This is a genomic window from Mucilaginibacter sp. OK098 (genome assembly GCF_900142915.1).
Taxonomy (GTDB): domain Bacteria; phylum Bacteroidota; class Bacteroidia; order Sphingobacteriales; family Sphingobacteriaceae; genus Mucilaginibacter.
The window spans coordinates 113056-135657 of sequence record NZ_FRCM01000006.1 but is presented as its reverse complement, the minus strand read 5'-3'; the positions used below and the strand labels follow the sequence as shown (position 1 = coordinate 135657).

Here is a 22602-nt window from a genome sequence, read left to right as displayed (position 1 = left end):
CCCCCTGATTTACCAGGAGGCTTTTTTATTATAATCCCATTTGTATATTTGCAGCATGGAAGCACAAAGTTTGCCCGTTAATTATTTGCCCATCATTTTTCAAATGCTGGTAGCTTTAGGTTTTGTGGTTACCACCATGTTTGTAACCCATAAAATTGGCCCAAAGCGGGTTACCAAAGACAAGCTTACCCCCTTTGAGTCGGGTATTGAGGTTATTGGTAATGCCCGTACCCCAATCTCCATTAAATACTTTTTGGTGGCCATTCTTTTTGTACTGTTTGATGTGGAGGTTATATTTATGTACCCCTGGGCAGTAAATTTCAGGGAGCTGGGTAAAAGCGGTATGATAGAGATGTTCATTTTTATGGGCACCCTTTTACTGGGCTTTTTCTACGTAATTAAAAAAGGCGCGCTGGACTGGGACTAGTTTAAGTCGGGAAAGTCCGGAAGTCAGTAAAGTCCGGAAGTCTGGAAGGGGCTGCATGCTTGAAGATTACGTAGTTACAATAGAATAGGGATAGCAAAAGCAGCACTATATAGTTAAAGCGACACCAATGACCACTGCCCAATAACCACTGACTAACTTGTTTAGAATAATTCTAAATATATTCACCTTGTTGCATAGTGTATCTCTTACATTATAAATTGTTGTAAATTTGTAATGTTTATAGTTTAACTGTAAATGTCTTTAATTCTTAGGCCGGACTTTAATGTTTCATCCTTATTTTGAAACTACCGGCCATCTGCTAAAGACTTTTCAACTCAATAAGGATGGGTTTTGTATCAAATAGATCATGAGTGATATTCAATTAGTTGATGCCCCCGCAGGCGTAGAAGGAGCAGGTTTTTTTGCTACCTCGCTTGATAAAGCCATAGGTTTAGCGCGCGCAAATTCATTATGGCCTTTGCCATTTGCTACTTCATGCTGCGGCATAGAGTTTATGGCTACCATGGCTTCGCATTACGATCTTTCGAGATTTGGAGCCGAGCGTTTAAGTTTTTCGCCACGCCAGGCCGACCTGTTAATGGTAATGGGCACGATCTCAAAAAAAATGGGTCCGGTTTTACGCCAGGTTTACCTGCAAATGGCCGAGCCACGCTGGGTAATGGCAGTTGGCGCCTGTGCATCAAGCGGCGGTATTTTTGACACTTATTCTGTTTTGCAGGGTATTGATGAGGTGATCCCGGTTGACGTATATGTTCCCGGTTGCCCGCCACGTCCCGAAGGTATTATTGATGGCTTTATGGCAATCCAGGAACTGGTAAAAAGCGAGACATTGCGCCGCAGAAACGAGCCGCAATACCAAAAACTATTAGCCTCATACGGAATACAATAATGGGTAAGATAACAAACGAAGAGCTTTTAACAAAGATCAGCGACAAGTTTCAGGATCAGTTTACTGTTGTGGGGGAGCCTTTTGGGCTGTTAACCCTCGAAACAAGCCGCGAACAGATCATTGATATTTTATCCTTTTTAAAAAATGACCCGATCCTTCAGTTCATTTTTTTAACAGATATAACTGCTATACATTATCCTGAACAGGAAAAACAAACAGGTGTAATTTATCATTTGCACAGTTTGGTTAATAATGTGCGCATCCGCCTTAAAGTATTTTTGGCCGATGGCGATGTACATATCCCTACCGCTTCAAATTTATGGAACGGCGCTAACTGGATGGAACGCGAAACCTACGATTTTTTCGGGGTGATATTTGACGGCCACCCTGATTTACGCAGGATACTAAATGTTGACGATATGACGGCTTTCCCGATGCGAAAGGAATTCCCGCTGGAAGACCCTAACCGTGTTGATAAGAAAGATTACTTTTTTGGAAGATAACAATGCAGAACCATCCGGTATATACAGATAACGATCCGCAAAACGAACTTTCGACCCTAAACCTGGGCCCAACGCACCCTGCAACACACGGTGTGTTCCAGAATGTGCTTCAGCTTGATGGCGAAAGAATAGTAAGCGGCGTATCAACAATTGGTTACATCCACCGTGCCTTTGAAAAAATTGCCGAGCACAGGCCTTTTTACCAGATCACACCACTTACCGACAGGTTAAACTACTGCTCGTCGCCCATAAACAACATGGGCTGGCACATGACAGTTGAAAAGCTTTTAGGGATTGAAACCCCTAAGCGTGTTGATTATTTGCGTGTAATTGTAATGGAGCTGGCCCGCATAAGCGACCATATCATCTGTAATGGTGTGTTGGGTGTTGATACCGGCGCTTTTACAGGTTTCCTTTACATGATGGAACACCGCGAGGCCATTTATGAAATTTACGAAGAGGTTTGCGGATCGCGCCTAACTACAAATATTGGCCGCATTGGCGGTTTCGAACGTAATTTTAACGCCATTGCCTTTAGCAAACTGCGTAAGTTTTTAAAGGATTTTCCGGTTACATTAAGGGAGTTTGAATCGTTATTTAACCGAAATAGGATTTTTGTTGACCGTACTAAGGATGTAGCAGCAGTTACAGCTGAAGATGCATTGAATTATAGCTGGAGCGGGCCTTTGCTGCGTGCTGCCGGGGTTGACTATGATGTTAGGGCGATGAACCCGTACTCATCATACGAAGATTTTGAATTTGAAGTACCGGTTGGTGAAAATGGCGACGTTTACAGCCGCTTTTTAGTACGGAACGAAGAAATGTGGCAGAGCCTGCGCATAATTGAGCAAGCACTTACCAAGCTGGAAAAAGAACCAACAGATATTTTCCATGCTGATGTACCTGAATTTTACCTGCCTCCAAAAGAGGAAGTTTATAATAACATGGAAGCTTTGATCTATCACTTTAAAATTGTGATGGGCGAGGTGCCAACCCCAACAACAGAGGTTTATCATTCGGTTGAAGGTGCAAATGGTGAGCTGGGCTTTTACCTGGTAAATGATGGCGGGCGTTCACCGTACCGTTTGCATTTCCGCAGGCCAAGCTTTATCAATTACCAGATGTATGCGCCAATGAGCCGTGGGATGTTGTTATCTGATGCGATTATTAACATGAGTAGTTTAAACGTTATAGCCGGAGAGTTAGATGCTTAGAGTTGACGAACAGCAGGCGCCGGTTACATTTACACCGGAACTGGTAAAACAGTTTGATGATATAGTAAGCCGTTATCCCGCAGGGAAACAAAAATCGGCTTTGCTGCCAATATTGCATTTGGTACAAGCCGAGTATGGCTGGTTAAGCTCAAACGCAATGGATAAGGTGGCCGATTATCTGAAGATCCAGGATATCGAAGTGTATGAAGTAGCTACATTTTACAGCATGTACTTTATGCGCCCGCAAGGCAAATACGTATTGGAAGTTTGCCGCACAGGCCCTTGCGAAATTGTAGGCGCTGGTAAAATAATGGATTATATTGAGCAAAAGCTGGGTGTTAAGGAAGGTGAAGTTACTGCCGATGGCCTGTTTAGCTGGCGCGGTGTTGAATGCCTTGCAGCCTGTGGCTTTGGCCCGGTATTGCAAATTGGTCCTGAGTATACTTTTTACGAAAACTTAACCAACCATTCTGTTGATCAATTGATTGCAGATTTAAAAGTAAAAGGAAATAATTAATTAAATGAGCAGGTCATCTTTAATTATAACAGATTCATTGTTCGCTGCAACCGTAATCATGATTGCTTACGGAAATGGTGGTTTTGATAAAAATCCGTTATTTTTAAACTTACTTGTTGTGGTAGCTTTTGCAAGCTGCATTATTAGACATATTAACTATTACAAGCTGACCAAAAAGATATATTAAGCAGCAATGGCACGTAAATTACTTTTAGAACATATAAATGTACCGGGCATCAATACTTTTGATGTATACCGATCAAAAGGTGGCTATGCTTCTGTTGAAAAAGCTTTGAAAACCATGTCGCCTGACGATATTGTGGAAGAAGTTAAAAAATCAGGCTTACGCGGTCGTGGCGGTGCAGGTTTCCCTACTGGGATGAAGTGGAGCTTTTTGGCCAAGCCCGAAGGTGTTGCCCGTTACCTGGTTTGCAATGCCGATGAATCGGAGCCCGGCACTTTTAAAGATCGTTATTTAATGACCTATATCCCTCACTTATTAATTGAGGGAATGATAGTAGCAAGCTTTGCTTTAGGCGCAAAAACATCATATATCTATGTTCGCGGCGAAATGATGCCGCAGATCAGGATTCTTGAAAAAGCCATCGCGGAAGCAAAAGCAAAAGGATTTTTAGGTAAAAATATATTAGGCACAGGTTATGACCTGGAGCTGTACGTACAACCGGGTGGTGGTGCATACATCTGCGGTGAAGAAACTGCCCTGCTTGAATCATTGGAAGGTAAACGTGGTAACCCGCGCATTAAACCGCCATTTCCTGCTATTGCAGGTTTATATGGCTGCCCAACAGTAGTAAACAATGTTGAATCTATTGCTGCCGTTGTACCGATCATTAATGACGGTGCAGACGAGTATGCTAAAATAGGAATTGGCCGCAGTACAGGTACTAAATTAATTTCAGCTGGTGGTAATGTTAAAAACCCCGGTGTATATGAAATTGACTTAGGCTTACCGGTTGAAGAGTTTTTATATTCTGACGAATTTTGCGGTGGCATTGCCAATGGCAAACGTTTAAAAGCAGTTGTTGCGGGCGGTTCATCAGTACCGATCCTTCCGGCTAACCTGTTCCTTAAAACGATCAATAACGAGCCCCGCCTGATGAGCTATGAATCATTGGCTGATGGTGGTTTTGTTAGTGGTACCATGATGGGATCGGGCGGATTTATTGCTTATGATGAAGATCAGTGCATTGTGCGCAATACCTGGAACTTTACCCGTTTTTATCACCATGAAAGCTGCGGCCAATGTTCGCCATGCCGCGAGGGTACAGGATGGATGGAGAAGGTATTGCACCGTTTAGAGCATGGTCACGGTAAATTGAGCGACATGGACCTGCTGGTTGATGTATCTAAAAAAATTGAAGGAAATACTATTTGTCCCCTGGGTGACGCAGCAGCATGGCCGGTGGCCAGTGCGATCCGCCATTTCAGGGATGAGTTTGAGTGGCACGTAACCAATGGCGCCGAAGCTATAACCCGTAATTTTGGACTGGCACATTACGCTGATCCGTTGCCGAAGAAGGAAGAAACGGTAGCATAAGAAAGTTGTTAGATTGCTTTGCCTCCTGTCATTGCGAGGAACGAAGCAACCGCGAACTGTACAGGGCGAATAGCCAAGCATCCGACGAGGTTGCCACGCTGCGCTCGCAATGACAAAGTAGAATATAAATACAAGTTTGACTACATATAAATGTCAATGAAAGTAACAATAGACGGAATCCCCGTTGAAGTAGAACCAGGAACAACTATCCTTAATGCCGCAAGGCAAATAGGGGGCGATATTGTTCCGCCTGCTATGTGCTATTATTCCAAACTAAAGGATAGCGGCGGTAAATGCCGTACCTGTTTGGTTAAGGTTAGCAAAGGATCGGAAAAAGATCCGCGCCCAATGCCAAAGCTGGTAGCATCATGCCGTACCACTGTAATGGATGGAATGGAAGTGCAAAATATCACTTCACCAGAGGTAATTGAGGCGCGTAAGGGCATTGTTGAGATATTATTGCTTAACCACCCGCTTGATTGTCCGATTTGTGACCAGGCAGGTGAATGCGATCTGCAAAACCTTGGTTTTGAACATGGCGCAGCAAAAACCCGCTACGAGTTTGACCGCCGTACTTTTGAGAAAATTGATATTGGCGATAAGATCCAGCTGCATATGACTCGTTGTATCCTGTGCTATCGCTGCGTTTTCACAGCCGACCAGATCACAGATCACCGCATCCATGGTATACTAAACCGTGGAGATCATTCAGAGATCTCAACCTACATTACTGCGGCAGTTGATAACGATTTTTCGGGAAACGTAATTGACGTATGCCCAGTAGGGGCGTTAACAGATAAAACCTTCCGTTTTAAAAACCGCGTTTGGTTTACCAAGCCTGTTGATGCACATCGTGATTGCGACCATCCGGGTTGTAATGGTAAGGTTACGCTTTGGTATAAAGGTGAAGAAGTATTACGCGTAACTGCGCGCAAAGATCAATATGGCGAGGTTGAGGAATTTATTTGCAATACCTGCCGCTTTGATAAAAAGAAAACTGCTGATTGGGTAATTGAAGGACCGCGTAAAGTATCAAACAAGTCGGTTATCAGTTCCAACCACTACGATTTTAAACCATTGCCGGTTGTTAAAACCAATCCGGTATTAATGGAAGCCAATAAAGAACAATTTGAACGAGACACACGCTTATAATGGGAGTAGCAGATATAGTAATTAAATTTGTATTGATAGTGATTATTTTTGCTATCAGCCTGGTTATTGCCATGTATTCTACCTATGCTGAACGTAAAATAGCAGCATTTTTCCAGGACAGGGTGGGCCCTAACCGTGCAGGTCCATGGGGGATCTTACAGCCCCTGGCTGACGGTGGCAAGATGTTTTTAAAGGAAGAAATTATCCCTACCAATGCCAGTCCGTTCCTGTTTATAGCGGGTCCTTCACTGGCTATTCTTACGGCCTGTATAGGGTCGGCAGTTATTCCGTGGGGGCAGCAAATAACCATAGGCAAATATGTTATTCCGCTGCAGGTTACTGATATTAATGTGGGCATCCTGTATATATTTGGCGTTGTATCATTAGGTGTTTATGGCGTAATGATAGGCGGCTGGGCATCAAATAACAAATATTCGTTGCTTGGCGCTATCCGCGCAGCGTCACAAAATATCAGCTACGAAATTTCAATGGGCCTTTCTATCATCGCTTTGCTGATGGTAACCGGAACATTAAGCCTTAAAGAAATTGCTGAACAACAACACGGTTGGCACTGGAATGTGCTTTACCAACCGGTTGGCTTTTTGTTGTTCATCATATGTGCATTTGCCGAAACAAACCGTACACCATTTGACCTGCCCGAGTGCGAAACCGAGTTGGTTGGTGGTTATCATACCGAGTATTCATCAATGAAACTGGGCTTTTACCTGTTTGCTGAATATATCAACATGTTCATTTCATCGGCAGTAATGGCTACTTTATATTGGGGCGGCTACAACTACCCGGGTATGGATTGGGTGCTTGCACATACCGGCCCTGCAATTGGTCCGCTTATTGGCACTGCGGTAATGTTTGCCAAGGTATTTCTTTTTATATTCTTTTTTATGTGGGTACGTTGGACGATCCCCCGTTTCCGTTACGATCAGTTAATGGACCTGGGCTGGAAGATCCTGATCCCATTGGCAATTGCCAACATAATAGTAACAGGACTTTGGATTACATTTATTAAATAAGAGGATACAGATGGAATCGTTAACTAATAAACGTAAATTAATTGAATCAAAGCCGCTCAACTTTTTGGAGCGGGCTTATCTGCCTGCAATTGCACAGGGCCTTGCAATTACCATGAAACACTTTTTCAGGAAACCTGTAACCATCAGCTATCCTGAGGAAAAACGCGAATATTCTGAAAATTTCCGCGGCATGCACTCGCTTAAACGTGACGAGAACGGTAAGGAACGTTGTACAGCGTGTGGACTTTGCGCATTATCATGCCCGGCAGAAGCCATTACCATGATAGCTGCCGAGCGCCAGAAAGGCGAGGAACATTTATACCGCGAAGAAAAATATGCTGCCGTATATGAAATAAATATGCTGCGTTGCATTTTTTGCGGCCTTTGTGAAGAAGCATGCCCTAAAGAAGCTATCTATTTGGATGGCCCGCATGTGCCTTCAGACTATTTAAGGAAAGATTTTATTTACGGTAAAGACAAATTAGTAGAAGCTCCCTTAAATCAATAAAGAAGTTTTATACCTTTGCCCAGCTCTTTTAAAGGGGTAAAGGTATTTTGAAATATAAACCATGAGTACATTTTACTTCATCGCATTTCTGTCTGTATTTTTTTCAATACTGGTTATTACTGCAAAAAATCCTGTACACAGTATTTTATACCTTATACTCACTTTTTCTACCTTCACCGTCCATTATATTTTAATGAATGCCCAGTTTTTGGCAGTAGTTAACTTTATAGTGTATATGGGGGCAATCCTGGTATTGTTTTTATACACGCTGATGCTCATCAACCTGAATAAAGAATCGGAACCACGTAAATCAAACCTGGTTAAAATAGCTGGTTTTGTAGGCGGCGCCTGCTTTTTAATAACTATTGTTGCAGCATTAAAAGCGTGGGGCACATCACACCCTGTAGTACTTAATGACCCAAACCTAGGTTTAGTAAAAAACCTTGGAAAAATATTGTTTAACGAATATTTACTGCCATTTGAAGTGTCGTCCATATTGCTGTTATCGGCAATGGTGGGTGCGGTTTTACTGGCAACTAAAGACCCTAAAACAGCCTGATGGATACACTAACAAAAACTATACAGGGCGTACCGCTTAACCACTACATATTATTGTGTGCTATCATTTTTTCGATAGGGGTTATCGGGGTATTAATTCGCCGCAATGCTATCGTAATATTTATGTCGGTTGAGCTGATGCTTAACTCGGTAAATCTGCTGCTTACTGCCTTTTCTGTTTACAGGGGAGATGCAACCGGGCAGGTTTTTGTGTTCTTTATTATGGCGCTGGCAGCTGCAGAGGTTGCCGTAGGTTTGGCAATCATTGTAATGATCTATCGAAATACAAACTCTGTAGATATCAATGTGCTGAACAGGTTAAAATGGTAGGAGATTGATTTCGGAAGTCGGATTTTCGATTTCGGAATTTAAATAATAACGCGTCATTGCAAGGTACGAAGCAAACTCCGATAGGTGTATCGGACATGCAGATTTAAAAGAGAACTATTTAACATGGACAAATATATCTGGCTTATTCCTATTTTACCGTTAGCCGGTTTTATTATTAACGGCATTGGTCGTAATACCTTATCAAAAGCGGTAATCGGTTTTATCGGTAGCTCATTGGTATTAATTTCTTTTGGTATAAGTGTAGGCCTCTTTTTACAGATCAATGATACGCACAAGGCAATTAATGTTGACCTTTTTAACTGGTTCGCTGCGGGTTCTGTAAAGATCTCATTTGCATTTCTGATCGATCAGCTTAGCGCATTAATGCTGCTGATTATAACGGGGGTAGGCTTTTTGATCCACCTGTATTCTGTGGGTTATATGAAGGATGATGCCGGGTTCGGTAAGTTCTTTGCTTATTTAAACCTGTTTATCTTCTTTATGCTTTTGCTGGTAATGGGGTCAAACTACCTTATTATGTTCATTGGCTGGGAAGGAGTGGGGCTTTGTTCCTACCTGCTTATCGGTTTCTGGTACACTAATCCAGATTATGCTGATGCCGCTAAAAAGGCATTCATCATGAACCGGATTGGCGATTTGGGTTTCATTATAGCCATATTCATTATAATGATAATATTTGGCAGCGCCAACTTTGCTGATATTTTTAAACTTGCCGGAACAAAGGATTTTGCATCAGCGCCATACACGTTAATCACTATCCTGCTATTTGTTGGTGCAATAGGTAAATCGGCACAGCTGCCACTATTTACCTGGTTGCCTGATGCTATGGCCGGTCCAACGCCTGTATCTGCATTAATACACGCGGCAACAATGGTAACGGCAGGTGTTTATATGATAGCCCGCTCAAACATATTGTTTACACTGGCACCTGCTACCATGCATATTATAGCTGTGGTTGGTTTAACAACTGCCGTTTTAGCAGCATTAATAGCATTAACACAAACAGATATTAAGAAGGTGCTGGCATACTCAACCGTATCACAGCTGGGTTATATGTTTTTAGGTTTAGGTGTTGGCGCTTATACCGGGGCGTTTTTCCACGTATTAACCCATGCATTTTTCAAGGCATTGTTATTCCTTGGTGCAGGTTCTGTAATTCACGCAGTAAGCGGTGAACAGGATATGCGCAATATGGGCGGCTTAAGCGGCAAGCTTAAAATAACTTTTATCACCATGATGATCGGTACGCTGGCTATTTCGGGGATCCCGCCGTTTGCAGGTTTCTTTTCAAAAGATGAAATTTTGGCGCATACTTTCATGCACAGCACGCCAATGTATGTTATAGGTGTTGTTACCGCTATGTTCACCGCGTTCTATATGTTCCGCATGATGTACCTTACCTTCTTCGGTAAGTTCCGCGGCACACATGAGCAGGAGCATCATTTACATGAATCACCGGCATCAATGACCATTCCATTGGTTATCCTGGCAATTTTATCAATAGTTGGTGGTTTCATCGGTGTTCCCGAAGCACTGGGCGGTCATCATTGGCTCGAACATTTTTTAGCGCCGGTATTTGAAAAATCAACCGCGCTGCTGGTAGTGCCTGAGCTGTCAAAAAGCACGGAAATTACTTTAATGTGCATATCAGTCGGCGGCGCGTTGCTGGCAATATTGTATGCTTATGTTAAATATATAAAAAATGCGCATGTGCCGGTTAAGGATACGGAAGAGCGCCCGGCACTGGTTGATATATCATATCATAAGTTTTATATAGATGAATTGTATGATGCTGTTATCCGTAAGCCATTGGATGCTTTATCAGTATTCTTTTACAAAGTTGTTGACCGTTTAGGTATTGATGGGTTTGTTAATGGGCTGGGTAAGGGATCAATTGAGGCTAGCAAAGGCTTACGCTTATTGCAAACGGGTAATGTTGGGTTTTACATATTTATGATGGTAGTGGGTATCATCTCCATATTAATGTACATTTTAATTAAAGCATAAAAAACGATTAGCGTTTACAACATAAAATGACGGTTAGTATTTTAATTTTTTTACCGGTAATTGCAGCCCTTGCTGTCTTATTGTTTAAAAACAATGCAGCTAAGCATGCGGCGTTAACTTTTTCTGTTGCCGAGCTGGCAATAGCATTATTCTTATTATCAGGATTTGTGCCCAATGCTGCTATCCAGTTTGTGGTTGATGAGCCCTGGATTCCTAAATTAGGTATCTATTTTAATGCGGGTATTGATGGGATCAGCATGATGATGGTATTGCTTACCACAGTATTGGTGCCACTTATTATTTTAACAACGTACAAACATCAATATAAAAATGCAGGCGCTTTTTACGCGCTGATATTATTTATGCAGGCTGGGTTACTGGTTGTGTTTACTGCATTAGACGGATTTTTATTTTACGTAGGATGGGAAGCAGCGCTGATCCCTATTTACTTTATCTGTTCATTATGGGGCGGCGAAAACCGCATCCGGATTACGCTTAAGTTTTTCATTTATACTTTTTCCGGCTCGTTGTTTATGTTGGTGGGAATCATCTACCTCTACCTGCAAACGCCATCAAAAACATACGACTTGTTTGAGTTTTATAAGCTCGGCCTTGATACGCACAGCCAGGTATTTGTTTTCTGGGCGTTCTTTTTAGCCTTCGCCATTAAAATGCCATTATTCCCTTTGCACACCTGGCAGCCCGATACCTATACCGAAGCGCCAACAGCGGGTACCATGTTATTATCAGGCATCATGCTTAAAATGGGCATTTACGGAGTAATCCGTTGGATGATCCCGAATGCGCCTTTAGGATTTTTTGAATGGCAAAGTATGTGTATTATGCTGGCCGTTATCGGAATTGGTTATGCTTCCATCATCGCATTTAAACAAAACGACGGTAAGCGTTTGGTTGCTTACTCATCAATAGCACACGTTGGCCTGATAGCTGCCGGAATTTTTGTATGGACGATTGAAGGGCTGCAGGGCGCCATGATCCAGATGCTGAGCCACGGTATTAACGTTATCGGGATGTTCTTTATTTGGGATATCATCAGCAGGCGTTTAAATACCCGCGAGATCAGTAATCTGGGTGGCATAGCTAAAGTTGCGCCTAAGTTTGCCGTGGCATTTTTAATTATTGTGCTTGGTACCGTAGCTTTACCTTTAACCAATGGTTTTGTGGGCGAGTTTTTATTACTGAGCAGTGTTTTTCAATGGAATATCTGGATGGTTACCGCCGCAGGCTTAACTATGATATTTGGCGCTGTTTATATGTTGCGCATGTATAAAAAAGTAATGCATGGCCCAACAAATACCTTAACTGTAACTTTTACCGATATTAGCGGTTCAGAAACACTGGCGCTTTCTATCATTTGCGCTTTAATAATAATTATTGGTATTTATCCGCAGCCAATTCTTCATATATCTGAAGCTGCGGTTAACCACTTGTTTAATACAGTGAATCCTAAATTTCCGCAACTAAAATAATGAATACGTTAATTATCATATCCGTTTTACCTATCGTACTTCTGTATCTAGGTTTATACAAGGCTCAAAAAGCTTTGTTACCGGTTACTATTATTGGTTTGCTGGCAGCTTTGGGTTTTGCAGTTTCACAATGGAACGATAGTGCGGTGCCCATTTATCATGGCATGATGCTGTTTGATAATTTCTCCATAGCATTTTCAGGAGTTACCATTATATCAACAATCCTGATCATCTTTTTATCAAGAGGATATTTTGAGCGGATAAGCAGTCATGTTGCCGAGTATTATGCCATTATCCTGTTTTCGCTGGCAGGGATCATTGTTATGGTTTCTTTCTATAACTTAACCATGCTGTTTATAGGTATCGAGATCATGTCGGTAAGCTTGTATATCCTGGCAGGTATAAAAAAGAGCGATTTTGCTTCAAATGAGGCCGCTTTAAAGTATTTCCTGATGGGCGCTTTTTCAACAGGGTTTTTATTGTTTGGTATTGCTCTTATTTATGGCGCAACCGGCTCGTTTAGCCTTGAAGTTATCCGCGACTGGGTGTTGGAACATCCCCATGCAAAAGATATTACGCCAATGTTTTACACAGGCATCCTGCTGATTATTGTAGGCCTTTGTTTTAAAGTTGGTGCGGCACCTTTCCATTTCTGGACGCCCGACGTATATGAAGGCTCGCCAACCCTTATTACTGCCTTCATGTCAACAGTAGTAAAAACAGCCGGCTTTGCAGCATTTTTACGTTTGTTCTCTTCCTGCTTTGCACCACTTTCAGATTTTTGGGTACCGGTACTGCTGGTAATTACAATAGTTACCTTATTTATTGGCAACATAACTGCCCTTTACCAGCAAAGCTTTAAACGGATGCTGGCGTTTTCAAGCATCTCGCATGCGGGTTACCTACTGTTTGCTATAGTGGCGTTAGGAGCAAGTTCAGGAAGCTCCGTATTAATTTATGCTACCGCATATTCTATCGCATCTATTATAGCGTTCGGCGCATTGATCCTGGTTCAGCAACAATCAGGCAGCGATAACTTTGAAAGCTTTAACGGCCTCTCAAAAAAGAATCCTTTCCTTGCCCTTGTGTTAACTATTGCCATGCTTTCATTAGCGGGCATCCCTTTAACTGCGGGTTTCATAGGTAAGTTCTTTATGTTCTCGTCTGCTTTAAAGCATTACCAGGTCTGGTTGGTTATTTTAGCTGTTGTTAATGCCATCATCAGCATTTTCTATTACTTCAGGGTAATTGTGGCCATGTATTTTAGAGATGCTGACCGTGCCGAGCTTAATATCCCTGTGTACTACAAATTGGTGCTTGGCTTTTCAGCATTGGTAACTATCCTTATTGGGATTTATCCCGGGTTTATTTCACAATTGATATAATCTGTAACACAAGTATTACAAATTAAGATAATATTTGTAGCTTTACAGATATAGTGAATGGACAATTTTTGGGAATACCTTCAAAATTTAACGGACGCTCAATCCATCATAAGCTTAGGGTTTTACTTTTTGCTTATTGTTGTATTTGCTGAAACCGGCCTGTTTTTCGGTTTTTTTTTACCGGGCGACTATCTATTGTTTATGTCCGGCCTTTTATGCTCCAGCAGCAGGCTCAACGTATCCATCTATACGCTCATATTTTCATTGATAGCAGCAGGGGTTTTAGGTAACTATACCGGCTACTGGTTTGGTTACCGAACGGGGCCAAAACTGTTCAGCAAAAACAATTCTATATTCTTTAAACAACGTTATGTAAAGCTTGCAGAAGATTTTTACACAAAATATGGCGGCATGGCATTGGTTTTAGGTAGATTTTTCCCAATAATTAGAACTTTTGCACCTATCTTTGCAGGTGTTGTTAAAGTTGATCTGAAAAAGTTTACACTGTATAACATTATCGGCAGTGTTGCATGGGTAAATACTTTTACCTTAACCGGGTATTTCCTGGGCAGAAAGTATCCGCAGATAAAAGATTATATGGAGTATATTATTATCGGGTTGATAGTAATTACAACAATCCCGCTGGTTATAGCTTTTATAAAGCAAATGGTAACCAAGCGAAGTGTTAAGGAGTTAAAATAAAAAAATTAAATGAGTACACAACATCCATGGCACCAGGTTTCTCCTGGTAATAATGTTCCTGAAATTGTTAACGCTATTATTGAAATACCAAAAGGTTCAAAGGCTAAATATGAAATTGATAAAGAATCAGGCTTGCTGAAGCTTGATCGTGTTTTGTTTTCTTCTGTAATGTATCCTGCTAATTATGGTTTTATCCCGCAAACTTATTGCGATGATCATGACCCGCTTGATATCCTTGTTCTTTGCTCCATTGATGTTTTCCCGATGTCGATCATCGAAGCTAAGGTAGTAGGCGTTATGCACATGGTTGATAATGGTGAACAGGATGACAAGATCATTGCGGTAGCAAAAAACGACATGTCGGTAAATTATATCAATGACCTTGCAGAACTGCCTCCGCATGCCATGACAGAGATCGTTCGTTTTTTTAAGGATTACAAAAAGCTGGAAGGTAAAAACGTAACTATTGAACATTTGCTGGGCTTACGATATGCACATAAAGTAATAACTGAGAGTATGGAATTGTATAAGTCTACTTTTCCTGTGTACCAATAATTAATATATGGGCCCCGAGCTTGAAATAAACGGTTTATATCTTTTCCTTACCCTTTTCCTGGTGTTGCTTAACGGCTTTTTTGTGGCCGCGGAGTTTGCTATGGTACGTGTGCGCGGATCGCAGATTGAACTTAAAGCAAAATCGGGTAGCCAGGTGGCAAAGGTTGCACGCACCATTATGCATAATCTGGACGGTTATCTTGCTGCTACACAGTTAGGTATTACCATAGCTTCACTTGCTTTGGGTTGGGTTGGTCAGTCGGTGGTAACAGCTTTAATGCTGAGGGTTTTCTTATTTTTTGGATTAAATATCCAATCGGGGCTTATTGTTGATACCAGTCATTTTGTAGCGTTTGCATCTATCACCGTATTCCATATTGTATTCGGCGAGCTGGCTCCTAAATCAATAGCTATCCAAAGATCGGTACGTACGGTGATGGCCATTTCTTTACCGCTGCGCGTTTTCTTTGCTGTTTTTAAGCCTATCATATGGCTGTTAAACGGTTTTGCAAATTTTGTATTAAAGCTTATCGGCATAAATCCGGTACAAGGCGAAACAAGCCATAGTTCTGAAGAGCTGCAATACTTGCTCGAACAGGGAAAAGAAACCGGTGCGCTTGACTCAAACGAGCATGAACTGATCCAGAATGTGTTTGATTTTAACGAACGTGTAGTTAAAAATATAATGGTTCCCCGTACCAAGATCTCAGGTGTCGAAATCCATACCGAACAGGATGAACTGGTACAAATGATCATAACCGAAGGCTACTCACGCATGCCGGTATATGATGATGTTATTGATAAAATAATCGGAATAGTTCATGCCAAGGATATTTTGCCCTTGCTTGCCCGTAATGAACGTATCGTATTAAAAGATATCATCCGTAAGCCCTATTTTATTCCTGAAACCAAGAAGATCAATGACCTGATGGCCGAGCTGCAGCAAAAACGCATCCAGATTGCTATTGTATCTGATGAGTTTGGCGGTACAGCCGGAATGGTTACACTGGAAGATATTGTTGAAGAGCTGGTTGGTGAGATCCAGGACGAGTATGATGAAGAAAAGCCCATAGTTGAAAAAGTGAACGACCGGGAGTTTATTGTAAATGCACTTGCGCCCATATATGACGTAAACGAGCATTTACCGCATGACCTACCCGAAGACGGTGACTTTGATACGGTATCAGGCTGGTTAGGCGATATTTTTGGAAAGATCCCTGACGTTGGCGAACAAAAAGAATCAAACGGCTATAACATCACTGTGCTCAAAAAATCAGACCAAAACATTGAAGCGGTTAAGCTTGAACTGCTGATAAATGAAGAAGATGCTGTAGATTTACACTGAGAAGAGAGTCCATAGACGATTGACCATAGTCCATAGCCGAAAGTGTTGAGTAATTAATCGGGCATAAATTCGGATATTTAATTTATACCTTTTAGCTTTACGCTTTCGGCTTTTTGCTCAAATATGCAGCTTTTTTATACACCTGATATAGACCCCTCACATCCGCAGTATTTTCTTAATGAAGAGGAGAGTAAGCACGCCATAAGGGTAATGCGGCTTGAAAAAGGCGATGAGGTACAATTAATTGATGGCAAGGGCGGCCTTTATGCTGCCAGCATATTGGACGCCCATCCAAAAAGAACCATCCTTCAAATAAATTCAATTACCACAGCATTTAATAAGCGGAACCATTATTTGCATATAGCAATAGCCCCCACAAAGAATATTGAACGTACCGAGTGGTTTTTGGAGAAGGCCACAGAGATAGGCATTGATGAAATTTCGTTAATAATTTGCCAGCGATCGGAGCGCAAGGAGGCAAAGGTTGAACGGCTTAATAAAATTATAACATCGGCAATAAAACAATCTATAAAAGCATACCACCCGGTTTTGAATGAGCCGATGACTTTTAACCAATTATTGGCAAAACCGTTTACCGGGCAAAAGTTTATAGCGCATTGTGATAAAGGTGAGAAAACTGGTCTCAAAAATGAACTCGTTACAAACGGTAATTATTTAATACTGATAGGCCCCGAAGGTGATTTTACGCCTACAGAAATTAATGATGCTTTAAAAAATGATTTCAAAGCCATAACTTTAGGGGAAAGTCGTTTAAGAACAGAGACAGCCGCTTTGGAAGCTTGTTTTGAAGTGAATTTTTTAAATAGGGGAGTTTTATAACGATAGATTTAAACCTTGAATATTCGAAATAATAAATATGTCATGCTGAATTTATTTCAGCACCCCACGTGCTAAGTGTACACCATGCCTGCTGGAATGTCCCGTGGGGTGCCGAAATAAATTCGGCATGACGGGGGGGGTATTTAGGGTTTCGAATGCTTATTGCTTTAAACCCATCCTGTTGAATAGGTTAAACTGATTATATGAAAAAACTTGTTTGTGCAATTGGTGCTTTTGTCTTACTGATAGCGATCAGCAGCTTCAACGCGCCCACCTACAAAATGGCCAAACTAAAATACAACGGCGGCGGCGATTGGTATGGTGACAGGACAGCGCTGCCCAACCTGATCAAATTCTGCAATGATAATTTAAAAACCAATTTCCAGCAGGAAGACGAAGTGGTGGAGGTGGGTAGCTCGGAGATTTTTAACTATCCCTTTATTTTTATGACCGGGCACGGGAACGTTATCTTTTCAGACCAGGATGTTAGGAACCTGAGGAAGTACTTAACCGGCGGTGGCTTTTTGCATATAGATGATAACTACGGACTGGATCAGTTTATCCGCCCGCAAATGAAAAAGGTTTTCCCTGAGCTTGATTTTGTAGAACTGCCATTAAATCATCCTATCTATCATCAAAAATTTCCCTTCCCTAACGGCTTGCCAAAAATTCATGAGCATGATGGTAAAAGAGCCCAGGGTTTCGGACTGATCTACAAAGGCAGGCTGGTGTGTTTTTATACCTATGAGTGCGATTTAGGCAACGGTTGGGAAGATTATGGCACCTACGCTAATGATACCCAGGAAAATCGCCTGAAGGCCCTTAAAATGGGCGCCAATATGATCCAGTATGTGTTAACGCAATAAGGACCGCTGATTTTAATGATTAACATGATTTCGCTGATTTTTTGATTATGTTTATCATTAATTGGTAATCTCAAATCTCATATCTAACATCTCAAATCTAAATATGCTCCAGGTAAAAGCGAACGACAAATACAGCTATGATATAACCAAAGATGGGGATGCGCTGTTTATAAATGGTGAAAAAATAAATGCTGATATCCAGCAATTAAATCCTTCTACATTTCACGTAATAAATAACCTGCAATCGTACAATGCAGAGGTGGTTAACTTTAATATTGCTGAGAAAACTGCGGAAATTAAAGTAAATAACAATACTTACACCGTTACAGCAAAAGACCAGTTTGATATTTTGCTTGATAAATTGGGCTTGAGCAGTTTAAATGCCGCAAAGGTTAGCGAAGTAAAAGCACCGATGCCGGGTATGGTGCTTAAAGTTTTTGTTACCGAAGGGATGGAAATTAAAAAGGGCGATAACCTCTTTGTGCTGGAAGCCATGAAAATGGAGAATATTATTAAAGCTGCAGCCGATGTTGTGGTTAAAACGGTTAAAATAAAACCCGGTGATAAAGTTGAAAAAGGGCAGGTTTTATTGATGTTTTGATAGCTCAAAGACAAACAAAAAAAAAGCGCTCCGTTTGGAGCGCTTTTTTTTGTTTAGTATTTTCCCAAATGTTATCGGGTAGCTTTATAAGGCTTTGGTTTTTTAACGCTGTAGTGTGGTTTACCTTCAGGGTGAATTTCAGGAGCGCCAACCAATGTCATTGCGCAACGGAAACCAACTTCGGCACTTGCATCATCTTCATTCATAAAACGGCGGGTTGCAGGGTTTAACCAAAATGCCATGTCATTCCATGAACCACCTTTGTAAACCTTTGAATGGTCATTAACCAACGTGGTTTTGCCATATAATGCGGTGTTCACAGTATCATTATAACCCCTGTAATCTGCATTATAAGGTTTGCCTGCTAAATCATTCTTTTGGCCAGGTATAGCCGAAGCCGCTGTGGTAGCACCAGGAGCACCGGGAGCTGTTCCTGCAGGTGCGGCGGCGGCAGTGCCGGGCGCTGCGTTTGGATCAGTTCCAGTAGCCTGTGCCTGTTGTAAGGCAATCAGCTCGCTGTACTTCATCTTTTTATTTGATTTTGATGGATCCTTAATGGGCTTGCCATATTTATCTTTAGCATAAAGGCCTTTTGTAGGGTCAGCTAACCTTTTATTGGTAAACTCATTACCACGGAACGGGTTAAAATCATCGAACTCTTCAAATGAGGTTTGACGGTATGTATCCTGTACCCATTCATTTACGTTTCCTGCCATGTTATACAAACCAAAATCATTTGGTGGATATTGCCTTACAGGAGCAGTAATATCTGCCTTATCATTCAGGTATCCGCCAACACCGGCATTATCACCCTGGCCACGTTTAAAGTTGGCCAATATTAAGCCGCGGGTAGCTTTTTTTGATGATCTTACGCCTAAGCCATTCCATGGATAAACTTTATTATCGTCAATGTTTTCAAATTGAGTATTGCCTATTAGGGCAAGCGCTGCATATTCCCATTCAGCTTCTGATGGTAAACGATAACCTTGTTTTAAGATCCCGTCCTCCAGGCGTACAGGCCTTACGGCCTTGCCACCGCCTTTACCATTGGCGCCAACTGCTGCTTTTGCATTAGGGCTCAAATCAGGCAACATTTTTTTACCGTCAACTCCGGCGCCTCTTATTTGTCCGTTTAAATATACATCAGTATTAAAAGGCTCTTTATTTGTAGGGGCAGGGGTAGCATTTTTACCTTTGCCTGTACCACCCATATCTTTCCATGCTACCAGGTTTCCACGTTCGCGCAAAATGTTTTCGTTTGTACGATCGGTTCTCCACTGGCAATAATCCTGTGCCTGATCCCAGGTAACACCCACAACCGGGTAGTCCTGGAAGGCCGGGTGCCTTAAATAGTTATCAACATAGGGCTCATTATAAGACAGGGGCTTGCGCCATACCAATGTATCCGGAATGGCATTGTAATACAATTCATGATCCTGCGGATAGGTAATATTTATCCAGTGCAGGTAATCAAGCCAGTCCTGGTTGGCAACTTCTGTTTCATCCATGTAAAAAGAAGGGATAGTTACCCTGCGTTTTACATTATTATAGTCATAAGTAACATCCTGATCTGCACTGCCACCTACCACAAAAGTACCACCTTCAATAGGGATAAGCCCAGGTCCTGGTGAGGGGTGTGTTTGCCTGAACCGCTCATAACCACCATTTGTTTTGTCGTTATAAGCCATCCCGGTTTTTTCAGATTGCTGATGTTTACTGCAGCTGCTCAACGCCGTGCCTACGCCCAACAGTACTATCGCAGTTTTAGTAAAAAATACTTTCATGTTCTTACAGTTAATTTAAAGGGTAAATTTAAAACATTTTGCCTAAAATGCTAATTTTTTAACCCTAATCTTTAAAAGAAATTAAAACTTTATCGCCTTTTAAACGAAAAACTTTAGCTATGAGTTGCGTTTTCATTAAATATTTTGGTGGAAAACTTATTTGTACACTTGTACGTAATAGATTGCAATTAGCATATATTTATTACTTTAAAAGTAAGCGTAAATTTCTCAAATGAAGTTTTTATACAGCAAAGCCCTTATTGTTAGTGCCTCGGTTTTAATGCCTGTGTTGGCAATGTCACAAACAAGCTCCAATGGCTCAAATTACTCAACAGCTATACCTACGGCAGTACCTTTTTTAAATATTACGCCCGATTCGCGCTCAGGAGCAATGGGAGATGCAGGTGTTGCATTAACGCCTGATGTGAACGCCAACTACTGGAACCCGGCCAAGCTGGCTTATCTTGAAAATAATGATAATGTTTCTTTATCATACAGCCCATGGCTGCGGCAATTGGTCCCTGACATCAGTTTATCTTATTTAAGTTATGCACATAAGATTGATGACCGAAATACCATTGGCGCATCATTACGTTATTTTAATTATGGCAGCATCCAGCTTACAGACAATAGCCAGAATAACCAGGGTACCTATACGCCCAATGAATTTTTAATAAACACCTCTTTCGCCCGTAAGTTTGGCGAAAGCCTTTCGCTTGGGTTAACCGTTGGTTTTATCCATTCCAGTCTCTCAAACGCATATTTCGCAACAGGATCCGGGCAGCAGGCCAAGGCGGGTAATGCATTATCAGCAGGCATATCGTTGTATTACCACAAACCGTTACAGGAGTTTGGAACGGATGCCATTTTTGCCTTTGGTACAAATATCTCAAACATTGGTTCAAAGATCAGCTATAGCGATGCCGGTCCTAAATATTTTTTGCCTGCTAATTTAAAAATAGGCGTGGCCAACACCATAAACCTTGATGATTATAACCAAATAACCTTTACAGTTGATTTTAATAAGCTTTTAGTGCCAACCCCTCCAATACGCGACGCTGATGGAAATATTATAAAGGGTAAGGATGATAATATTTCAGTTCCTGCCGGTATTTTTGGCTCATTTGCCGATGCCCCCGGCGGCTTTAGCGAAGAATTGAAAGAGATCACCATTTCACCCGGTTTTGAATACTGGTATAACCAGCTATTTGCAATAAGGGCAGGCTATTTTTATCAAAATGCCAGCAAAGGCGGAGCGCATTATTTAACTACCGGCATAGGTTTAAAGTATGATAGCTACACTTTCGACTTTTCATACCTTGCTGCCAGTCAGCAAAATAGTCCATTGGCAAATACTTTACGTTTTACCATATCAGCCAGCTTTGGCGGTGATAAAAACTCCCGTAAAAGATAATGGGGAAAATAAGAGTAGGATTTGGGTTTGATGTACACCAGTTAAAAGAACAGCATCCCTTTGTTTTAGGCGGAGTTAATTTAGAGCATCATTCAGGTGCTTTTGGACATTCGGATGCCGATGTATTGTTACACGCAATTTGCGACGCATTGTTAGGAGCAGCTAATCTGCGCGATATTGGTCACCATTTTTCAAATACGGATGAACGGTGGCGTGGTATCAGCAGCCTGGTGCTGCTACAGCACGTAATGAAACTGTTAAGAGAAAAAGGCTGGGAAATAAATAATATTGATGCTATGGTATGCCTTGAAGCGCCAAAAATAAACCCGCACATCCCTGCTATGCAAGCCAATATAGCCCAGGCAGCGGGTATCGATGCTGATGACATCTCCATAAAAGCCACCACAAACGAAAAACTGGGCTTTATAGGCCGCGAAGAAGGCGTTGTTGCCTACGCTGTATGTTTGATAGAGAAGGCTTAGTTCGCGGACAGGCAGGTTAAGATCCGGTAATATATTCCGGATCATCGGTCTTTATAGTTTCTATGTCCTTAAGCTCAAATGTGAGATTTACTGACTTGCTCCCACCCGGCCTTGTACGATGATTGGTGTTTTTTGGAACAGTAAATAATTGCCCGGGTAACAATTCTATCGTGGTATTTTCCAGGTCAATAAGCAGGGAGCCTTCAATAACTAAAAAACTTTCATCGGAGTTTGGATGTAAATGCCAGTAAAATGGCTGAGTCATAACACTGACCCTTATCACATGGTCATTAATAAAAGTAAGCGGCAGGTTTTTATATAAGTCGCTGATTTCGGCTGTTTTGCCGCTAATATCAATTACAGTAAGCAATGGTGTTTCCATAAATAAACTGATTTATCGTC

24 protein-coding genes are annotated in these 22602 nt (G+C 41.6%); 22 read left to right on the top strand and 2 right to left on the bottom strand.

Translation table 11 applies throughout. From position 1 onward, the window contains the following. Positions 1-55 precede the first annotated feature (55 nt). The 20 genes from BUE31_RS20365 to BUE31_RS20265 all read left to right on the top strand — a co-directional run bounded on the left by BUE31_RS20365 (position 56) and on the right by BUE31_RS20265 (position 18520). Positions 56-427 (top strand): NADH-quinone oxidoreductase subunit A, encoded by a 372-nt coding sequence (locus BUE31_RS20365; protein ID WP_073405686.1) that lies wholly within the window; start codon positions 56-58, stop codon positions 425-427. Between the two features lie 367 nt (positions 428-794). Continuing rightward, positions 795-1337: an NADH-quinone oxidoreductase subunit B gene (locus BUE31_RS20360; RefSeq protein WP_073405685.1), complete on the top strand. Its 543-nt coding sequence runs from the start codon at positions 795-797 to the stop codon at positions 1335-1337. Then, positions 1337-1840: an NADH-quinone oxidoreductase subunit C gene (locus tag BUE31_RS20355; RefSeq protein WP_073405684.1), complete on the top strand. Its 504-nt coding sequence runs from the start codon at positions 1337-1339 to the stop codon at positions 1838-1840. Before BUE31_RS20360 ends, BUE31_RS20355 begins: the two co-directional genes overlap by 1 nt. Before the next feature lie 2 nt (positions 1841-1842). Then, entirely contained in the window at positions 1843-3054 is a 1212-nt protein-coding gene (locus tag BUE31_RS20350) for an NADH-quinone oxidoreductase subunit D (protein ID WP_073405683.1), read from the top strand. Next, positions 3047-3571: an NADH-quinone oxidoreductase subunit NuoE family protein gene (nuoE, locus tag BUE31_RS20345; RefSeq protein ID WP_073405682.1), complete on the top strand. Its 525-nt coding sequence runs from the start codon at positions 3047-3049 to the stop codon at positions 3569-3571. Before BUE31_RS20350 ends, nuoE begins: the two co-directional genes overlap by 8 nt. A 193-nt stretch (positions 3572-3764) precedes the next feature. Next, on the top strand, positions 3765-5129 hold the full coding sequence (nuoF, locus tag BUE31_RS20335) for an NADH-quinone oxidoreductase subunit NuoF (RefSeq protein WP_073405680.1): 1365 nt from the start codon (positions 3765-3767) through the stop codon (positions 5127-5129). Between the two features lie 156 nt (positions 5130-5285). Then, positions 5286-6281, top strand: coding sequence for an NADH-quinone oxidoreductase subunit G (locus tag BUE31_RS20330; protein WP_410504009.1), 996 nt, complete (start codon positions 5286-5288; stop codon positions 6279-6281). Then, on the top strand, positions 6281-7312 hold the full coding sequence (gene nuoH, locus BUE31_RS20325; RefSeq protein WP_073405678.1) for an NADH-quinone oxidoreductase subunit NuoH: 1032 nt from the start codon (positions 6281-6283) through the stop codon (positions 7310-7312). The genes BUE31_RS20330 and nuoH overlap by 1 nt, the downstream gene beginning before the upstream one ends. Before the next feature lie 10 nt (positions 7313-7322). Next, entirely contained in the window at positions 7323-7820 is a 498-nt protein-coding gene (locus BUE31_RS20320; protein ID WP_073405677.1) for a NuoI/complex I 23 kDa subunit family protein, read from the top strand. 61 nt (positions 7821-7881) lie between these two features. Then, on the top strand, positions 7882-8379 hold the full coding sequence (locus BUE31_RS20315) for an NADH-quinone oxidoreductase subunit J family protein (protein ID WP_073405676.1): 498 nt from the start codon (positions 7882-7884) through the stop codon (positions 8377-8379). Next, entirely contained in the window at positions 8379-8708 is a 330-nt protein-coding gene (nuoK, locus tag BUE31_RS20310; RefSeq protein ID WP_073405675.1) for an NADH-quinone oxidoreductase subunit NuoK, read from the top strand. The genes BUE31_RS20315 and nuoK overlap by 1 nt, the downstream gene beginning before the upstream one ends. 123 nt (positions 8709-8831) lie before the next feature. Continuing rightward, positions 8832-10736: an NADH-quinone oxidoreductase subunit L gene (gene nuoL, locus BUE31_RS20305; RefSeq protein WP_073405674.1), complete on the top strand. Its 1905-nt coding sequence runs from the start codon at positions 8832-8834 to the stop codon at positions 10734-10736. Between the two features lie 26 nt (positions 10737-10762). Beyond that, on the top strand, positions 10763-12226 hold the full coding sequence (locus tag BUE31_RS20300) for a complex I subunit 4 family protein (RefSeq protein ID WP_073405673.1): 1464 nt from the start codon (positions 10763-10765) through the stop codon (positions 12224-12226). Then, the gene (locus BUE31_RS20295) at positions 12226-13611 is read left to right on the top strand and encodes an NADH-quinone oxidoreductase subunit N (RefSeq protein WP_073405672.1); all 1386 of its coding nucleotides are present in this window, start codon (positions 12226-12228) and stop codon (positions 13609-13611) included. The genes BUE31_RS20300 and BUE31_RS20295 overlap by 1 nt, the downstream gene beginning before the upstream one ends. A gap of 57 nt (positions 13612-13668) precedes the next feature. Continuing rightward, a complete protein-coding gene (locus tag BUE31_RS20290; protein WP_073405671.1) occupies positions 13669-14313 on the top strand; it encodes a DedA family protein in 645 nt (214 codons plus the stop codon). Positions 14314-14322: 9 nt separating this feature from the next. Then, entirely contained in the window at positions 14323-14868 is a 546-nt protein-coding gene (locus BUE31_RS20285; protein ID WP_073405670.1) for an inorganic diphosphatase, read from the top strand. A 7-nt stretch (positions 14869-14875) separates the two neighbouring features. Further along, on the top strand, positions 14876-16213 hold the full coding sequence (locus tag BUE31_RS20280) for a hemolysin family protein (protein ID WP_073405669.1): 1338 nt from the start codon (positions 14876-14878) through the stop codon (positions 16211-16213). A 123-nt stretch (positions 16214-16336) separates the two neighbouring features. Continuing rightward, complete coding sequence (locus BUE31_RS20275) at positions 16337-17053, top strand: 16S rRNA (uracil(1498)-N(3))-methyltransferase (protein ID WP_073405668.1); 717 nt, start codon at positions 16337-16339, stop codon at positions 17051-17053. A gap of 203 nt (positions 17054-17256) precedes the next feature. Continuing rightward, positions 17257-17919, top strand: a complete 663-nt coding sequence (locus tag BUE31_RS20270) for a DUF4159 domain-containing protein (RefSeq protein ID WP_073405667.1) — start codon at positions 17257-17259, stop codon at positions 17917-17919. Between the two features lie 103 nt (positions 17920-18022). After that, positions 18023-18520 carry an acyl-CoA carboxylase biotin carboxyl carrier protein subunit gene (locus tag BUE31_RS20265; protein ID WP_073405666.1) on the top strand — a complete coding sequence of 166 codons (498 nt, stop codon included), beginning with the start codon at positions 18023-18025 and terminating at the stop codon, positions 18518-18520. A gap of 71 nt (positions 18521-18591) precedes the next feature. On the opposite strand, the gene BUE31_RS20260 is transcribed toward BUE31_RS20265, so the two are convergent. Next, positions 18592-20304 carry an SUMF1/EgtB/PvdO family nonheme iron enzyme gene (locus tag BUE31_RS20260; protein ID WP_073405665.1) on the bottom strand — a complete coding sequence of 571 codons (1713 nt, stop codon included), beginning with the start codon at positions 20302-20304 and terminating at the stop codon, positions 18592-18594. Positions 20305-20536: 232 nt separating this feature from the next. Between BUE31_RS20260 and porV the strand changes: the two genes are divergently transcribed. Continuing rightward, positions 20537-21718, top strand: a complete 1182-nt coding sequence (porV, locus tag BUE31_RS20255; RefSeq protein ID WP_073405664.1) for a type IX secretion system outer membrane channel protein PorV — start codon at positions 20537-20539, stop codon at positions 21716-21718. Beyond that, positions 21718-22200, top strand: a complete 483-nt coding sequence (gene ispF, locus BUE31_RS20250) for a 2-C-methyl-D-erythritol 2,4-cyclodiphosphate synthase (protein ID WP_073405663.1) — start codon at positions 21718-21720, stop codon at positions 22198-22200. The genes porV and ispF overlap by 1 nt, the downstream gene beginning before the upstream one ends. Positions 22201-22216: 16 nt before the next feature. Here the strand turns inward: ispF and BUE31_RS20245 are convergent, their stop codons facing one another. Further along, the gene (locus tag BUE31_RS20245) at positions 22217-22582 is read right to left on the bottom strand and encodes a cupin domain-containing protein (protein WP_073405662.1); all 366 of its coding nucleotides are present in this window, start codon (positions 22580-22582) and stop codon (positions 22217-22219) included. Positions 22583-22602 lie beyond the last annotated feature (20 nt).

What these genes read in the sequence shown, in the direction of transcription:
- BUE31_RS20365 (WP_073405686.1), top strand. Translation starts at nt 56, where the DNA reads ATGGAAGCACAAAGTTTGCCCGTTAATTATTTGCCCATCATTTTTCAA.
- BUE31_RS20360 (WP_073405685.1), top strand. Translation starts at nt 795, where the DNA reads ATGAGTGATATTCAATTAGTTGATGCCCCCGCAGGCGTAGAAGGAGCA.
- BUE31_RS20355 (WP_073405684.1), top strand. Translation starts at nt 1,337, where the DNA reads ATGGGTAAGATAACAAACGAAGAGCTTTTAACAAAGATCAGCGACAAG.
- BUE31_RS20350 (WP_073405683.1), top strand. Translation starts at nt 1,843, where the DNA reads ATGCAGAACCATCCGGTATATACAGATAACGATCCGCAAAACGAACTT.
- nuoE (WP_073405682.1), top strand. Translation starts at nt 3,047, where the DNA reads ATGCTTAGAGTTGACGAACAGCAGGCGCCGGTTACATTTACACCGGAA.
- nuoF (WP_073405680.1), top strand. Translation starts at nt 3,765, where the DNA reads ATGGCACGTAAATTACTTTTAGAACATATAAATGTACCGGGCATCAAT.
- BUE31_RS20330 (WP_410504009.1), top strand. Translation starts at nt 5,286, where the DNA reads ATGAAAGTAACAATAGACGGAATCCCCGTTGAAGTAGAACCAGGAACA.
- nuoH (WP_073405678.1), top strand. Translation starts at nt 6,281, where the DNA reads ATGGGAGTAGCAGATATAGTAATTAAATTTGTATTGATAGTGATTATT.
- BUE31_RS20320 (WP_073405677.1), top strand. Translation starts at nt 7,323, where the DNA reads ATGGAATCGTTAACTAATAAACGTAAATTAATTGAATCAAAGCCGCTC.
- BUE31_RS20315 (WP_073405676.1), top strand. Translation starts at nt 7,882, where the DNA reads ATGAGTACATTTTACTTCATCGCATTTCTGTCTGTATTTTTTTCAATA.
- nuoK (WP_073405675.1), top strand. Translation starts at nt 8,379, where the DNA reads ATGGATACACTAACAAAAACTATACAGGGCGTACCGCTTAACCACTAC.
- nuoL (WP_073405674.1), top strand. Translation starts at nt 8,832, where the DNA reads ATGGACAAATATATCTGGCTTATTCCTATTTTACCGTTAGCCGGTTTT.
- BUE31_RS20300 (WP_073405673.1), top strand. Translation starts at nt 10,763, where the DNA reads ATGACGGTTAGTATTTTAATTTTTTTACCGGTAATTGCAGCCCTTGCT.
- BUE31_RS20295 (WP_073405672.1), top strand. Translation starts at nt 12,226, where the DNA reads ATGAATACGTTAATTATCATATCCGTTTTACCTATCGTACTTCTGTAT.
- BUE31_RS20290 (WP_073405671.1), top strand. Translation starts at nt 13,669, where the DNA reads ATGGACAATTTTTGGGAATACCTTCAAAATTTAACGGACGCTCAATCC.
- BUE31_RS20285 (WP_073405670.1), top strand. Translation starts at nt 14,323, where the DNA reads ATGAGTACACAACATCCATGGCACCAGGTTTCTCCTGGTAATAATGTT.
- BUE31_RS20280 (WP_073405669.1), top strand. Translation starts at nt 14,876, where the DNA reads ATGGGCCCCGAGCTTGAAATAAACGGTTTATATCTTTTCCTTACCCTT.
- BUE31_RS20275 (WP_073405668.1), top strand. Translation starts at nt 16,337, where the DNA reads ATGCAGCTTTTTTATACACCTGATATAGACCCCTCACATCCGCAGTAT.
- BUE31_RS20270 (WP_073405667.1), top strand. Translation starts at nt 17,257, where the DNA reads ATGAAAAAACTTGTTTGTGCAATTGGTGCTTTTGTCTTACTGATAGCG.
- BUE31_RS20265 (WP_073405666.1), top strand. Translation starts at nt 18,023, where the DNA reads ATGCTCCAGGTAAAAGCGAACGACAAATACAGCTATGATATAACCAAA.
- BUE31_RS20260 (WP_073405665.1), bottom strand. Translation starts at nt 20,304, where the DNA reads ATGAAAGTATTTTTTACTAAAACTGCGATAGTACTGTTGGGCGTAGGC.
- porV (WP_073405664.1), top strand. Translation starts at nt 20,537, where the DNA reads ATGAAGTTTTTATACAGCAAAGCCCTTATTGTTAGTGCCTCGGTTTTA.
- ispF (WP_073405663.1), top strand. Translation starts at nt 21,718, where the DNA reads ATGGGGAAAATAAGAGTAGGATTTGGGTTTGATGTACACCAGTTAAAA.
- BUE31_RS20245 (WP_073405662.1), bottom strand. Translation starts at nt 22,582, where the DNA reads ATGGAAACACCATTGCTTACTGTAATTGATATTAGCGGCAAAACAGCC.